The 14,613-nt window shown below is 61.4% G+C and carries 14 protein-coding genes and 1 riboswitch; of the genes, 8 read left to right on the top strand and 6 right to left on the bottom strand.

Annotated elements, in window-relative coordinates:
• Position 1: 1 nt before the first annotated feature.
• Positions 2 to 484, top strand: coding sequence for a peptide-methionine (R)-S-oxide reductase MsrB (gene msrB, locus FHX14_RS32055; RefSeq protein ID WP_012559075.1), 483 nt, complete (start codon positions 2 to 4; stop codon positions 482 to 484).
• Between the two features lie 46 nt (positions 485 to 530).
• Here the strand turns inward: msrB and FHX14_RS32050 are convergent, their stop codons facing one another.
• Complete coding sequence (locus tag FHX14_RS32050) at positions 531 to 1,739, bottom strand: TIGR03862 family flavoprotein (RefSeq protein WP_184381097.1); 1,209 nt, start codon at positions 1,737 to 1,739, stop codon at positions 531 to 533.
• 67 nt (positions 1,740 to 1,806) lie between these two features.
• Positions 1,807 to 2,229, bottom strand: a complete 423-nt coding sequence (locus FHX14_RS32045) for a helix-turn-helix domain-containing protein (protein ID WP_106797747.1) — start codon at positions 2,227 to 2,229, stop codon at positions 1,807 to 1,809.
• 71 nt (positions 2,230 to 2,300) lie between these two features.
• Here FHX14_RS32045 and FHX14_RS32040 point away from each other — a divergent pair, with 71 nt between their 5' ends.
• From FHX14_RS32040 to FHX14_RS32015, 6 genes are all read left to right on the top strand, one after another.
• Positions 2,301 to 4,547 carry a heavy metal translocating P-type ATPase gene (locus FHX14_RS32040; RefSeq protein WP_184381095.1) on the top strand — a complete coding sequence of 749 codons (2,247 nt, stop codon included), beginning with the start codon at positions 2,301 to 2,303 and terminating at the stop codon, positions 4,545 to 4,547.
• A 337-nt stretch (positions 4,548 to 4,884) separates the two neighbouring features.
• Positions 4,885 to 5,112: riboswitch (cobalamin riboswitch) on the top strand.
• Positions 5,113 to 5,371: 259 nt separating this feature from the next.
• The gene (nrdH, locus tag FHX14_RS32035; RefSeq protein WP_012559071.1) at positions 5,372 to 5,593 is read left to right on the top strand and encodes a glutaredoxin-like protein NrdH; all 222 of its coding nucleotides are present in this window, start codon (positions 5,372 to 5,374) and stop codon (positions 5,591 to 5,593) included.
• Positions 5,594 to 5,608: 15 nt separating this feature from the next.
• Positions 5,609 to 6,025: a class Ib ribonucleoside-diphosphate reductase assembly flavoprotein NrdI gene (gene nrdI / locus FHX14_RS32030; RefSeq protein WP_184381093.1), complete on the top strand. Its 417-nt coding sequence runs from the start codon at positions 5,609 to 5,611 to the stop codon at positions 6,023 to 6,025.
• Complete coding sequence (gene nrdE, locus FHX14_RS32025) at positions 6,004 to 8,208, top strand: class 1b ribonucleoside-diphosphate reductase subunit alpha (protein WP_179612133.1); 2,205 nt, start codon at positions 6,004 to 6,006, stop codon at positions 8,206 to 8,208. Before nrdI ends, nrdE begins: the two co-directional genes overlap by 22 nt.
• A gap of 200 nt (positions 8,209 to 8,408) precedes the next feature.
• Complete coding sequence (gene nrdF / locus FHX14_RS32020) at positions 8,409 to 9,383, top strand: class 1b ribonucleoside-diphosphate reductase subunit beta (protein ID WP_003590068.1); 975 nt, start codon at positions 8,409 to 8,411, stop codon at positions 9,381 to 9,383.
• Positions 9,384 to 9,482: 99 nt separating this feature from the next.
• A complete protein-coding gene (locus FHX14_RS32015; protein WP_179612134.1) occupies positions 9,483 to 10,706 on the top strand; it encodes an adenylate/guanylate cyclase domain-containing protein in 1,224 nt (407 codons plus the stop codon).
• 12 nt (positions 10,707 to 10,718) lie between these two features.
• On the opposite strand, the gene queE is transcribed toward FHX14_RS32015, so the two are convergent.
• The 4 genes from queE to FHX14_RS31995 all read right to left on the bottom strand — a co-directional run bounded on the left by queE (position 10,719) and on the right by FHX14_RS31995 (position 13,653).
• The gene (gene queE, locus FHX14_RS32010; RefSeq protein ID WP_003590072.1) at positions 10,719 to 11,447 is read right to left on the bottom strand and encodes a 7-carboxy-7-deazaguanine synthase QueE; all 729 of its coding nucleotides are present in this window, start codon (positions 11,445 to 11,447) and stop codon (positions 10,719 to 10,721) included.
• Positions 11,444 to 11,800: a 6-carboxytetrahydropterin synthase QueD gene (gene queD / locus FHX14_RS32005; protein WP_003590075.1), complete on the bottom strand. Its 357-nt coding sequence runs from the start codon at positions 11,798 to 11,800 to the stop codon at positions 11,444 to 11,446. Before queD ends, queE begins: the two co-directional genes overlap by 4 nt.
• A complete protein-coding gene (gene queC, locus FHX14_RS32000) occupies positions 11,800 to 12,510 on the bottom strand; it encodes a 7-cyano-7-deazaguanine synthase QueC (RefSeq protein ID WP_003590077.1) in 711 nt (236 codons plus the stop codon). Before queC ends, queD begins: the two co-directional genes overlap by 1 nt.
• A 90-nt stretch (positions 12,511 to 12,600) precedes the next feature.
• Positions 12,601 to 13,653 (bottom strand): LacI family transcriptional regulator, encoded by a 1,053-nt coding sequence (locus tag FHX14_RS31995; protein WP_037073444.1) that lies wholly within the window; start codon positions 13,651 to 13,653, stop codon positions 12,601 to 12,603.
• Between the two features lie 307 nt (positions 13,654 to 13,960).
• Here FHX14_RS31995 and FHX14_RS31990 point away from each other — a divergent pair.
• A partial coding sequence (locus tag FHX14_RS31990; protein WP_184381091.1) for an ABC transporter substrate-binding protein occupies positions 13,961 to 14,613 on the top strand: 653 nt, incomplete at its 3' end.

The raw sequence follows: 14,613 nt of genomic DNA, 5'->3' as shown, positions 1-14,613 counted from the left end.
CATGTTAAACAGACGATTGTTGCTGATGGGTGCCGCTTTCGGCGGGCTTGCGGTTCGCTTGGGGGCCGGCAAGGCGATCGCCGGCGAGACGTTTGCGGTGACGCACACAGAGGATGAATGGCGCAAGCTGCTGACGCCGGATCAATTTGTCATCCTGCGTCAGGCGGGCACGGAAAATCCCTTCACCAGTGCCCTGCTGCATGAGGAGCGAAAGGGCATCTTCGCCTGTGTCGGCTGCGACCAGAAGCTCTTTTCCTCGGCGACCAAATTCGACAGCGGCACCGGCTGGCCGAGCTTTTGGGCACCGCTCGACCATGCCGTCGGCACCACAAACGACACCACTTTCGGGATGGCGCGCACGGCAGTCCATTGCGGCCGCTGTGGCGGCCATCTCGGCCATGTCTTCGATGATGGTCCGAAGCCAACCGGGCTTCGCTACTGCATGAATGGCCTTGTCATGACGTTTCATCCAGCCTCGGCCTAATCGAAGGAGGTCTTGCTTGCTGTTCAGTGCCGGCGCGCGCCAGGGCCTATCCTTGCAGCCAGGCCTCGATGCCGCGCGCAGCGGCCCGGCCGGTCGCAAGGCAGGCGGTAAGGAGGTAGCCGCCGGTCGGCGCCTCCCAGTCAAGCATCTCGCCGGCGACGAAGGTGCCCGGCAGCGCCTTCAACATGAAGCCGTCGTCGATGCCGCTCCAGCGGATGCCGCCGGCCGAGGAGATCGCCTCGCCGATCGGCCTTGTCTCGAGAACCGGCACCGGCAGGGCCTTGATCAGGCCGGCGAGACGGCCGGGATCGGCTCTGTCGCGCTCGGGAGCGAGTTCCCGCAGCAATGCCGCCTTGACGCCGTCGAGGCTGGCGCCCTTGCGCAGGCGGGTTGAAAAGCTCGATTTGGCGTCCTGCCGCGCGAGATCGCGGGCCAGCCTTTCCACTGTCCGGCCCGGGGCGAGGTCGAGCGTCAGGGCCGCGCTGCCGCGGTCCAGCAGCCGGTCGCGGAGGCTCGCCGCATGGGCATACACCAGACTGCCTTCGATACCGGTTGTGGTGATGACGAATTCGCCGGGCAATGTCCCGGCTTCGGAGGTGGCGGTGACCGATTTCACCGGCTCGCCGGCGAAACGCTCGCGGAAGTTTTCGCTCCAGCCGACGACGAAGCCGCAATTGGCGGGCTGGAAGGCGTCGATCTCGACACCCTTCTCCGATAACCACGGCAGCCAGCCCGCATCCGAGCCGAGGCGCGGCCAGCTTGCGCCGCCGAGCGCCAGCAGGGCGGCGTCGCAATGGACGATGCTGCGCCCTTCCGGCGTTTCGAAAGCGAGACCCTCCTCGGCAAAACCGATCCAGCGGTGGCGGGTGCGCAGCGTCGTGCCCTGCGCCTCCAATCGTCTGAGCCAGGCGCGCAGCAAGGGAGAGGCTTTCATCACCGTCGGGAAGACCCGGCCGGACGAGCCGACGAAGGTCTCCGTGCCGAGGCCTGTCGCCCAATCCCTGATATCGCCAGGGGTAAAGGCATCGAGAGCCGGCCGCAGCCGGGCAGAGGCGGTACCGAAGCGCGTGGCGAAACGGGCATAATCCTCGGAATGGGTGATGTTCAGCCCCGATTTTCCGGCCAGCAGAAATTTGCGGGCGAAAGTCGGCATGGCGTCGTAGACCGTCACCGCATGGCCCGAGAGCGAGAGCAGCTCGGCGGCCGCCAGGCCCGCCGGGCCGCCGCCGATGATGGCAATTCGCTTCTGGCTCATGGATGTCTTTGCCCGATTCTTTCTGGTGCCGTTTTGGCGCGGCTGCGCCTTGCCTGCAAGGGCGGGATCAGTGATGCGAATGCGTGCACTGGCCGTGGTCGGCGAGAACCTCGATGACACGGCATTGGTCGACGCGGCCGTGGCCGCAGCCTTCCACCATGGTTTCCAGCTCGGCCTTCAAAGCCATCAGGCTGCGGATGCGCTGCTCGACTTCGACGAGACGAGCCTTGGCGATGGCATCGGCGGAGGCGCAGGACTGGTGCGGATCATCCTGCAGGGTCAGCAGCGTGCGGATCGCTTCGATCTCGAAGCCGAGTTCGCGGGCATGGCGGATGAAGGCAAGCCGGCTGATATCGGCAGGTTCGAAGGAGCGCTGGTTGCCTTCGCTGCGGCTCGGCGCCGCGAGCAGGCCGATGCTCTCATAATAACGCACCGTCGGCACTTTGACCCCGCTCCGGCGAGCCGCTTCACCGATCGTGATCTTTTTCATGATTTTCCTCTTGCACCTCTAGTCGCTAGAGGATGTAGGAGGGATGCTTCTGTTTGACAAGGAAACGGATCATGGCTGAGACGAGCGAGACACGATACCGGGTCGGCGGCATGGATTGCGCCGCCTGCGCGAGCAAGATCGATACCGCGGTCAGGCGCGTGGCCGGGGTCGCCGATGTTTCCGTCTCGGTGATGGCGGGAACGATGACCGTCCGGCATGACGGCAGCAGCGACCTCAAGGCGATCGAGAAGAAGGTGACGGGGCTCGGTTATTCGGTCTCGCCCTTTGCCGGAAGCGCAGCGCCGGCGCGGGACCATGGTTCGCACGATCATCACGATCACGACCATGACGATCACGAAGGTCATGATCATACCGGCCATGATCACGCAGGTCACGATCATGACCATGGCGAGAAGGAAATCGAAGGTCTGCATGGACACGACCATGGGCCGACGACCGGTCCCTGGTGGCAGAGCAAGAAGGGCCGGCTGACCATCCTCTCGGGTGCAGCGCTCATTGCCGCCTATGCCATCGGCCATCTGGTGCCGGCGATCGGATCCTATGCCTTCATCGTCGCCATGCTGGTCGGCTTGGTGCCGATCGCGCGGCGCGCTGTCATGGCGGCTCTCTCCGGCACGCCGTTTTCGATCGAAATGCTGATGACGATCGCCGCCGTCGGCGCCGTCATCATCAATGCGGGCGAGGAGGCGGCGACCGTCGTGTTCCTTTTCCTCGTCGGCGAGCTGCTGGAAGGTGTCGCGGCCGGCAAGGCGCGCGAAAGCATCCAGTCGCTGACGGCTCTGGTGCCGAAGAATGCGCTGCTGGAAGACAATGGTCAGACGCGGGAGGTTCCGGCGGAAAGCCTCGCCGTCGGCGCGATCATCATGGTGCGTCCGGGCGACCGCATCTCGGCGGATGGCATCATCGTCTCGGGCGAGAGCGCGATCGACGAGGCGCCGGTAACGGGCGAGAGCACGCCGGTGCGAAAGGGTGTCGATGCCGTCGTCTTTGCCGGAACGGTGAATGGCGATGCGGTGCTCAAGGTTCGCGTCACGGCGGCCGCTGCCGACAATACCATCGCCCGCGTCGTCAAGCTGGTGGAAGAGGCGCAGGAATCGAAGGCGCCGACGGAACGTTTCATCGATCGGTTCTCGCGTTATTACACGCCGGGCGTGGTGGTGGTTGCAGCCCTGGTCGCGGTCGTTCCGCCGCTGCTGCTCAGCGGCGTATGGAACGAATGGGTCTATAAGGGCCTTGCCATTCTGCTGATCGGTTGCCCTTGCGCGCTGGTCATCTCGACGCCGGCGGCGATTGCCGCCTCGCTTTCAGCAGGCGCGCGGCGCGGGCTGCTGATGAAGGGCGGCGCGGTATTGGAAACGCTCGGCAAGGTGACGATGGTCGCCTTCGACAAGACAGGCACGCTAACCGAAGGCAAGCCTCAGGTGACCGACATCGTTTCCTTCGGATTGAGTGAGGCGCAGATCTTGTCGCGCGCAGCAGTGCTGGAGCAGGGCTCCAGCCACCCCTTGGCGCTGGCGATCCTCAACCGCGCCAAGGCCGACGGCCTTCCCGTGCCGCCGGCCTTCGAGCTGGAGGCGCTGCCAGGCAAGGGCGTCAGCGGCAAAGTTGGCGGCGAGACGCTGGATCTGCTGTCGCCGTCCGCTGCCCGCGAGCGCGGAGCACTCGATGGCGACAAGGATGCACGCATTACTGTTCTGAACGACGAGGGCAAGAGCGTATCGGTGCTGCTCGTCAATGGTGTTGCGGTCGGCCTTATCGCCATGCGCGACGAGCCGCGCGAGGATGCCAAGACCGGGCTTTCCACGCTCAAGTCGGCCGGCGTCAATACAATGATGCTGACGGGCGACAACAAGCGGACGGCAGCAGCCGTTGCCGGCATGCTCGGCATCGACTGGCGCGGCGAGATGATGCCTGAGGATAAACAGCGGGTCGTCGGCGAATTGAAGGGCCAGGGCTTCATCGTCGCCAAGGTCGGCGATGGCATCAACGATGCGCCGGCGCTGGCCGCTGCCGATATCGGCATCGCCATGGGCGGCGGCACCGATGTGGCGCTGGAGACGGCGGATGCCGCCGTGCTGCATGGGCGCGTCGGCGACGTGGCGCGGATGATCGAACTGTCCAAACGGACGATGCGCAATATCCTGCAGAATATCAGCATCGCGCTGGGACTGAAGGCAGTGTTCCTGGTGACGACGATTGCCGGCATCACCGGGCTCTGGCCGGCGATTCTCGCCGATACCGGCGCCACCGTGCTGGTGACGATCAATGCGCTCAGGCTGCTTCGGATAAGGATGTAAACATCCGATACTGTCCTTGCGTCGCTGGTCATCTGAAGAGTGGCATAGACCACTGACAACGGGCGCCAGCCCCTCTTTCGTCATGCTCGGGCTTGTCCCGGGCATCTGCCTTCGGTCGATTGGCAGCAGATCCTCGGCACAAGGCCGAGGATGACGTGGAGGGAGGTTTGCCATCGAATTGAGAGCGGCTACAGGCCGGCGCTCTTCGTTCCGGCCTTCTCCACAGCCTCTTTTGCTTAAGCCTTCGTTATCCATGTTTTTCACTGGAACGCAGTGATTTCAAACCTGCCGTAACGCAACGCACAAACCATCCGTTGACGTGATTTTTGATTCGCGTACTATATCTAGTGTTCAAGGTTCCTTCGATTCGTGTCGGATCGCGGGCTAAGACGGGAATACGGTGCGTTTCGCCATGACGGCGCAACAAGGCCGGAGCTGCCCCCGCAACTGTGAGCGGCGAGCAACTGTCCGATTTCAGGTCACTGAGGCATGATGCCTCGGGAAGGCTGGGGCAGGGTGCTTCGACCCGCAAGCCAGGAGACCTGCCTTGAACTAGATGTCCACGGGCGGGGTGTCCGGAAGGTCGCGTGCATGACAGCGGAATGATCCGCGCCTGTTGCGCTGCCCCGAACGTCCGCATGAGCACTTCGGGGTTGAAGTCATGTCCAGAATATCAAGGCCGCCGCCCGCGCAAATCCCGAAAGGGAACGTCTCAGGCGTTTAAAGCGCCGACTTGCAGATCACTATCAAGCGTTGCCCCGGACGCCGCAAGGCGCCCGATCCCTGTCTTGCGTCCTGAATTCTTTGACATCACGAGGAACATGATGAGCGTTACCGTCTACAGCAAACCCGCCTGCGTCCAATGCACTGCCACCTATCGCGCCCTCGACCGGCTGGGCGTCGATTACGACATCGTCGATATCTCCGAGGATGCCGAAGCGCTCGATCGTGTCCGCAGCCTCGGCTACATGCAGGCGCCGGTCGTGATCGCCGGCGAGCGGCATTGGGCGGGTTTCCGCCCCGATATGATCAGCGCGCTCTCCTGACCGAGGAAAAAGGCGATGGGGCTGATCGTCTATTATTCCAGCCGATCCGAAAATACCCATCGCTTCGTTGCCAGGCTCGGACTGCGCGCGGCGCGCATTCCGGCGGGCAGTGCGGATGCGTTCCATATCCGCGAACCCTTCGTGCTTGTTGTGCCGACCTATAGCGGCGGCGACGGCCCAGGGATCATAAAGGGCGCCGTTCCCAAGCAGGTGATCCGTTTCTTGAACGATGCGGAGAACCGAGGACACATTCGTGGCGTGATTGCCGCGGGCAACAGCAATTTCGGCGAGACATACGGGCTCGCCGGCGACGTGATCTCGCAGAAATGCCGGGTGCCGTACCTCTACAGGTTCGAGCTCATCGGCACGGAGGAGGATGTCGCCAACGTCAAACACGGAATGGAACGATTTTGGACACGGGAACAACTCTGACGCGGGATGCGGGCGCAAAATCGCATAACAGTTTTGCTCATCCCGCCGGCGAACGCCCTTTGAAAGCGGCGGAAGCGCTCGATTATCACGCGCTGAACGCCATGCTGAACCTCTATGACGATGAGGGCAGGATCCAGCTCGACAAGGACCGCATGGCGGCGAAGCAGTATTTCCTGCAGCATGTGAACCAGAACACCGTGTTCTTTCACAATCTGAGGGAAAAGCTCGATTACCTCGTGACCGAGGGCTATTACGAGCAGGAGGTTCTCGACCAATATTCCTTCAATTTCGTCCGCGACCTGTTCGACCAGGCCTATGCCAGGAAATTCCGTTTTCCGACTTTCCTCGGCGCCTTCAAATATTACACCAGCTATACGCTGAAGACCTTCGACGGAAAGCGCTATCTCGAGCGCTACGAGGATCGCATCTGCATGGTCGCGCTCACTTTGGCGCGTGGCGACGAGGCCCTTGCCCGCGACATGGTCGACGAGATCATTTCCGGCCGTTTCCAGCCGGCGACGCCGACCTTCCTCAATGCCGGCAAGAAACAGCGCGGTGAACTGGTTTCCTGCTTCCTGCTGCGGGTCGAGGACAATATGGAATCGATCGGCCGGTCGATCAATTCGGCGCTGCAATTGTCGAAGCGCGGCGGCGGCGTGGCGCTGTCGCTGACGAACATCCGCGAGGCCGGCGCGCCGATCAAGCAGATCGAGAACCAGTCATCGGGCATCATCCCGGTGATGAAGCTGCTCGAAGACAGTTTCTCCTATGCCAACCAGCTCGGTGCCCGCCAGGGAGCGGGTGCTGTCTATCTCAACGCCCATCACCCTGACATCATGCGCTTCCTCGACACCAAGCGTGAGAATGCCGACGAGAAGATCCGCATCAAGACGCTGTCGCTCGGCGTCGTCGTGCCCGACATCAGCTTCGAACTCGCGAGGAACAACGAGGACATGTACCTGTTCTCGCCCTATGACGTCGAGCGCGTCTATGGTGTGCCCTTTACCGAGATTTCGGTGACGGAAAAATATCGGGAGATGGTGGCAGATGCCGGCATCTCCAAGAAGAAGATCAAGGCGCGGGAATTCTTCCAGGTGCTTGCCGAAATCCAGTTCGAAAGCGGTTATCCCTACATCATGTTCGAGGACACGGTGAACCGGGCGAACCCGATCGCCGGGCGTATTTCGATGAGCAATCTCTGCTCGGAGATCCTGCAGGCCAGTGAGGCGAGCGAATATAATGACGACCTCTCCTACAAGCATCTCGGCAAGGATATTTCCTGCAATCTCGGCTCGCTGAACATTGCGGCCGCCATGGATTCCGCCGATTTCGGTAAGACGATCGAGACCTCGATCCGGGCGCTGACGGCGGTTTCCGATATGAGCCATATTGCCTCGGTTCCGTCGATCGAGAAAGGCAATGACGAAAGCCACGCGATCGGCCTCGGCCAGATGAACCTGCACGGATACCTCGCCCGCGAACGTATCTTTTACGGTTCCGAAGAAGGCGTCGATTTCACCAATATCTATTTCTACACGGTGACCTATCACGCGATCCGCGCCTCGAATCTGCTGGCGCTCGAACGCGGCACCAGCTTCAAGGGGTTCGAGAACTCGAAATATGCCTCCGGCGAATATTTCGACAAATATACCGAGCAGGAATGGAAGCCGGCGACGGTGAAGGTGCGGGCGCTGTTCGATAACGCCGGCATCCTTGTTCCGACACAGGAAGATTGGGCAGCGCTGAAGACGGCTGTCATGGCCTCCGGTCTCTATAACCGGAATCTGCAGGCGGTGCCGCCGACCGGGTCGATCTCCTATATCAACCACTCGACCTCCTCGATCCATCCGATCGTCTCGAAGATCGAAATCCGCAAGGAAGGCAAGATCGGCCGCGTCTATTATCCGGCGCCGTTCATGACCAACGACAATCTCGATTATTATCAGGACGCCTACGAAATCGGTGCGGAGAAGATCATCGACACCTATGCGGCGGCGACCCAGCATGTCGACCAGGGTCTGTCGCTGACCTTGTTCTTCCGCGACACGGCGACGACGCGCGACATCAACAAGGCGCAGATCTACGCCTGGAAGAAGGGCATCAAGACGATCTACTACATCCGCCTTCGCCAGATGGCGCTGTCCGGCACCGAGGTGCAGGGGTGTGTGTCTTGTACGCTGTGATTTGAATTCGGCTTTGGACCAGCAAGATGCCCCTCACCCTAACCCTCTCCCCGTAAAAAACGGGGAGAGGGGACGTGCCCTGCGAGAGGTTGCGAGGGAACGGAGAGCTTGCGGCTTGCCTCCTTCGCCCCGTTTACGGGGAGAAGGTGCCGGCAGGCGGATGAGGGGCAGATTCGGACATTCCTCAAAAGGACCACCCAATGAACATGCAATTGAAAACCGTCTCCCGCGTGCGCGCCATCAACTGGAACCGCATCGAAGACGACAAGGATCTCGAAGTCTGGAACCGGCTGACCGGCAATTTCTGGCTGCCGGAGAAAGTGCCGCTGTCCAACGACATTCCCTCCTGGGCGACGCTGACGGCGGCCGAGCAGCAACTGACGATCCGCGTCTTTACCGGTCTGACGCTGCTCGACACGATCCAGAACGGCGTCGGCGCCGTCGGGCTGATGGAGGATGCGGTCACCCCGCATGAGGAGGCAGTGCTTTCCAACGTCTCCTTCATGGAGGCGGTGCATGCGCGTTCCTATTCCTCGATCTTTTCGACGCTCTGCTCGACGCCCGACGTCGACGATGCCTATCGCTGGTCGGAGGAGAATGAATTCCTGCAGCGCAAGTCGGCGCTGATCATGGAGCAGTATCGCTGCGGCGATCCCTTGAAGAAGAAGGTCGCCAGCGTCTTCCTCGAAAGCTTCCTGTTCTATTCCGGCTTCTACCTGCCGATGTACTGGTCGAGCCGCGCCAAGCTCACCAACACGGCAGACATGATCCGGCTGATCATCCGCGACGAGGCGGTGCACGGCTATTATATCGGCTATAAATTCCAGCGCGGACTGGAGCGGCTTTCCGAGGAGAGAAAGCAGGAGATCAAGGATTTCGCCTTCGACCTCTTGCTCGAACTCTACGACAATGAGGCGAGATATACCGAAGCGCTCTATGACGGCGTCGGGCTTACCGAGGACGTCAAGAAATTCGTGCATTACAATGCCAACAAGGCGCTGATGAACCTCGGCTACGAGGCGCTTTTCCCGGCCGAGGCCTGCAAGGTCAATCCGGCGATCCTGTCGGCGCTTTCGCCGAATGCCGACGAGAACCACGATTTCTTCTCCGGCTCCGGTTCCTCCTATGTGATCGGCAAGGCTGTCGCGACAGAAGACGAGGACTGGGATTTCTGAGGCTTTATCGCAGTCGGCCCTTATCATTTGCATCCCCATCGCCCACATTCAGCGGAAATCAAGTCGATCCTCGCCGATTGTGGCGCAGCGGAGTTTTTAATGTCGTCTTATCCAAACAAGGCCGGAACTGCTTCCGAAGCAGACGAAGGCGTCTGGCCGATCCGCAGAAGACGGATCCTCGACTGGCTGGTGAACGAGACGCGCGGCGAGCGCTTCATCGACAATATCCTGGTGGAGATGTGCGGGAAGCTGCTGGCGGCAGGCGTGCCGGTGGCGCGGGCGACGCTGCATTTCAGGGTGAACCACCCACAATGGATTGGTGCCCGCCTTCTCTGGAAGGAGGGACTGGCGGAGGCGAAGATCGATACATTCGCCTATGGCGTCGAAAACACGCCGGATTTCCTGACCAGTCCCGTCAACGCGATCCATCAGGGTGCAGAGGAGGTGCGCAGGCAGCTGGAGGGTACAGCCGCAGGCGACTTGGATTCATTCTATCAGGAACTGCATGACGACGGCCTGACCGAATATATCGCCTGGCCGCTCGAGCATACTTTCGGCAAACGGCATGTGGCGACATTTTCCACCAGCCGGCCGGGCGGCTTTGAGCGCGAACATGTCGATTTCCTGCGCGATCTGCTGCCGGCCCTGACCCTCGTCAGCGAAATCAGGCTGAAGAACATCATGGCGCGTACGCTGCTGCAGACCTATGTCGGGCCGCATGCGAGCGAGCAGATCCTGTCGGGCGTGACGACGCGCGGCAGCGGCGCCACCGTCGGCGCGGCGATCATGATCTGTGACCTGCGCGACTTTACGGCGATCTCCGATCTCTGGCCGCGCGACGATGTCATCCACTTGCTCAACGATTATTTCGATGCCATGTCGGATCCGATCGAACGGCATGGCGGCGAGATCCTGAAATTCATGGGCGACGGATTGCTGGCGATCTTCCCGCTGAGCAAGGAAACGGCCTGCGCCGATCTGCTGCAGGCGATCCGCGAAGGGCAGGCGTCGATGGCCGAGCTGAACGAGGAGCATGTGCGCATGGGCCGCGATCCGCTGCGCTACGGCGTCGGAGTGCATGTCGGCGACGTGATGTATGGCAATATCGGCTCACGCCGGCGGCTCGATTTCACCGTCATCGGCCCGGCGGTCAATGTCGCCTCGCGGCTGGAAAGCCTGACCAAGGAGGTCAAGCGCCCGGTGCTCTTGTCGCGGGCCTTCGTCGAAATGGCGGACTGCGCCAAAGACATGGACAGTCTCGGCACCTTCCCGCTGCGCGGGCTCGGAGAGCCGGTGGATGTCTTTGCTTTCCCGCAGGGGTAGGCTCAGGCGGGGTCAGACGCCGCGTTTGTTGCCCCACAGCAGCACGTGCAACTGTGGCAGTACGCGCGGGGCAAACCACCGATCGGCCGTCACCTTCTCGACGAGCCAGTGCATCCGGTCCATTACGCCGTCGATATCGATGCGGGCATCGTCGTCGTCGGGCGGCGGCGGTGTATGGTTGCCCGGCTGAAGGAACAGGGGAATAGCGGGATAGCGCTCGCCCGCCTCCCGGGCGAAGGCATAGTCGGCATCATCGAAGACGACGATTTTCAAGACGATGTCCGGCCCGCCGGCGGCGAGCCGGAGACAGTTGTCGACCTCATCCCAATCCGTCAGCATTCCGCTTGACGGCGGCTTGGGGCTCAAAACCAGAATGTCGAGATCGCGAAACCAGTCCCGGGCGACGCTCCCCTGCGTTTCCAGGGCGAAACGGTATCCTTGCGAATGCCCGAATTCGATCAATGGCCCGAGCGGCTGGATCGCGGGATTGCCTCCGGAAAGGGAAACCGTCAGAGGCCTGCCTCCGGAGAGCTTTGTCACCTCCTGCCAGACCGCTTCGACGGACAGCGGAAGCCATTGATCCCGAAAGGCGCTGTCGACCGCATGAAGGCTGTCGCACCAGGAACAGCGATAGTCACAGCCGCCTGTCCTGACGAACACTGTCGGCAGCCCGATCAACGCGCCTTCGCCCTGTATGGTCGGGCCGAAGATCTCGCTGACGCGAATGGTCTCTCCGCTCACGGCCTGTACTCCGCCCAGGTCTTCGGCGTCTCGCTGACGCGGACGGAGGATGTCTCCGGGAAACGCTCTTTGCACCAGTCGTAGAAATGCTTTGCCAGGAACTCGGAGGTGACTTTCGAATGGCCGAAGACCTCGTTCAGGTGCCTATGATCGAGCGCTTCGTCGATGTAGCGCTTGAGCGGCGACAGGTCGTGATAATCGCGAACGAAGCCGTCATCATTCAGGCTTTCGGCGGAGAGTTCGACGACCACGATGTAGTTGTGGCCGTGCAGCCTGGCGCATTGATGGTCAGCCGGCAGATGATCCAGCTGGTGCGAGGCGGAGAGATGGAACTCCTTGGTGATGCGGTACATCAACGCACCTCCGCAGCAGAATATTGCGACACCGCCGCTTTCCAGAAATCCTGGTCTTCATATTCCGTCGGATCCGGAATGCCGGCGAGATGGAAAGCCTCGCGGCGTTCGACGCAAGTTCCGCAGCGCCCGCAATGGAGCCGGCCGCCCTTGTAGCAGGACCATGTTTCCGCAAACGGCGTCGCATGTTTTTCGCCGTCGGTAACGATCGCCGCTTTCGACACTTCGACATAGGGGGCAAGCAGCCTGACGCTGGCATAACCGTCCAGCGCCTCGTTCTGCATGCGCTGGAAGGCGTCGATGAAGCCCGGCCGGCAGTCGGGGTAGATGAAGTGGTCGCCGCCATGCACGGCGACGGCAACGGCATCCGCCTTCTGCGCGGCCGCCAGGCCGAATGCGATGGCCAGCATGATGGCGTTGCGGTTCGGCACCACGGTGGCCTTCATGGTCTCCTCAGCATAATGGCCGTCCGGAACCTCGATGTCATCGGTCAAGGCCGATCCGCTGAGATGGCCGCCGATGGCTGATATATCGATGATATGATGGGGAACGGCGAGGCGCGCGGCGCACCGGGCGGCGAAGTCGAGTTCCTTGCGATGCCGCTGGCCGTAGTCGAAGGAGACGAGGCCGATAAGCTGTTGTTCCGCTGCTATCTTGTGGGCAAGCGAAACGGAGTCGAGTCCGCCGGAGCAGACGACGATAGTCTTCATATTTTGGATCCCTTGTTTTGACCGGGTGGGCTGCGACCGGATTACGGCGTGCTTCTAGGGCAAATCACGCCTGTTGGGAATAGCCTGGGCTTAACCGACCGGGAAATTGATCTGCGGCGGCAGCAGAAGATGCAGGCCTTCGGTGTCGGCATTGTTGATGCGCTGCAGCAGCATGCGGCCGAGATCCTCGCCCGCCGCCGTCAGGTCCTCGTGGATCGTATCGACCTTCGGCTGCAATTGGGTGAGAAGGCGGGACGTTTCCTTGGCGACGATGTCGTAATCGACCGCGAGTCTCCGGCCGGCGTCGCTCATGCCGCTGATGACGGCGAGTGCGGAGACCTCGCCGGGACAGATGAAACCATCGGGCGCTTCCGGAGCGGCGGCGCGGCTGGAGATGAAATCGCGCAGCACATCCGCCGGCGTATCGAGATCGACCGTTTCGGGGATCTCATAGGCAATGCCCGCCTCCCGCACCGCCGTCATGAAGCCGTGCAGGATATGCTGGCAAAAGGTCAGCCGTTTCGGCGGCAGGACCACGGCCACCTTCTTGCGGTCCTTTGCGATCAGCCGGCGCGTCGCCTCATAGGCAAAGGTGAAATTGTCGTAGTCGACATAAGGGTGCGGCGTCGAAAATTCCGTGCGGCCGTGGCAGATGAAGGGAAAGCCGGTTTCGAGCAGCAGGCGGACGCGGGCATCGAGCGGTTCGGTTCGCGTGAAGATCAGCCCGTCGGCGAGGTGGTTGCGGACGATATATTCGGCGGCCTCGACATCGGTCGTCGACAGAAAGTTCGGGGCGACGACGAGATGGTAGGAAGTCTCCTTCAGCGCCTTGGCAATGCCGTACATGATCGAGGTGCTGAAACCGACGACCTCCTCGTGCGAATCGAGCAGGATGGCGATGACATTGGTGCGGCCGGTCTTCAGGCGCTGTGCTGCCCGATCGGGGAGATAGCCGATCTCGCGGGCGATGCGGTGCACGCGCTGGCGTGTCTCCAGCGAAATCTGCGGTGCATCGGAGAGCGCCCGCGACACCGTCGTCACCGCTAGGCCGGCGATCGTGGCGATCGTTCGCAAGGTCGGCTTGCCGCGCTTATGCGTGATCTCGAGATTTTCGCCGCTTCGCGGCCGGGACGGTTCGGTCACTCTCGGCTTTCCATGCTGGAATTGGCGATACAATAACACGATGACTCCAACGCGCAATCGAGGAATGAAAACGTTTTAAATTTTAACGATCTGTTAGCCAAATCAAAAATATCTATAAAATTCAATTATATATAGAAATAACCATATTTTTCTCGAGAGTCGAGAAAGGGCTTGACGATCAGCGACTTATAACGTTTTAAATTAGCAACCGCGCAGAGGAGCGCGGCCGTATGTCGACCGTCGCAACGGCGGAAAACATCGGGCGGCAGGGAGGGCCCGCCGCCGATTTTCAAATGGGAGGAAATTCATGCGCAAGTTTTTGAGCTCGGCGGCGGTTGCCGTCGTGATGATGGCTGGCCTCGGTGCGGCGCAGGCAGCCGACGTGAAGGAAGTTCAGATGCTGCATTGGTGGACGTCTGGCGGCGAGGCAGCGGCTTTGAACGTGCTGAAGCAGGATCTGTCGAAGGAAGGTTTTGCCTGGAAGGACGTTCCGGTGGCCGGTGGCGGCGGTGATGCGGCGATGACGGCGCTGAAGGCGATGGTTGCGGCCGGCACCTATCCGACGGCCTCGCAGATGCTGGGCTATACCGTGCTCGATTATGCCCAGGCCGGCGTCATGGGTGATCTCACCGAGACGGCCAAGAAGGAAGGCTGGGACAAGTCGGTGCCGGCGGCGCTGCAGAAGTTTTCCGTCTATGACGGCAAATGGGTCGCGGCCCCGGTCAACGTCCACTCGGTCAACTGGCTGTGGATCAACAAGGCGGTGATGGACAAGATCGGCGGCACCCAGCCGAAGAGTTTCGACGATCTGATCGCGCTGCTCGACAAGGCCAAGGCTGCGGGGGTGATCCCGTTGGCGCTCGGCGGCCAGAACTGGCAGGAAGCGACGATGTTCGATTCCATCGTGCTGTCGACCGGCGGGCCGGAATTCTACAAGAAGGCCTTCAACGATCTCGACGA

The organism is Rhizobium sp. BK619, assembly GCF_014195245.1.
GTDB classification, from domain to species: Bacteria; Pseudomonadota; Alphaproteobacteria; order Rhizobiales; family Rhizobiaceae; genus Rhizobium; species Rhizobium acidisoli.
The sequence above is the reverse complement of the archived record's forward strand: the minus strand, read 5'-3'. Positions and strand labels throughout refer to the sequence as shown.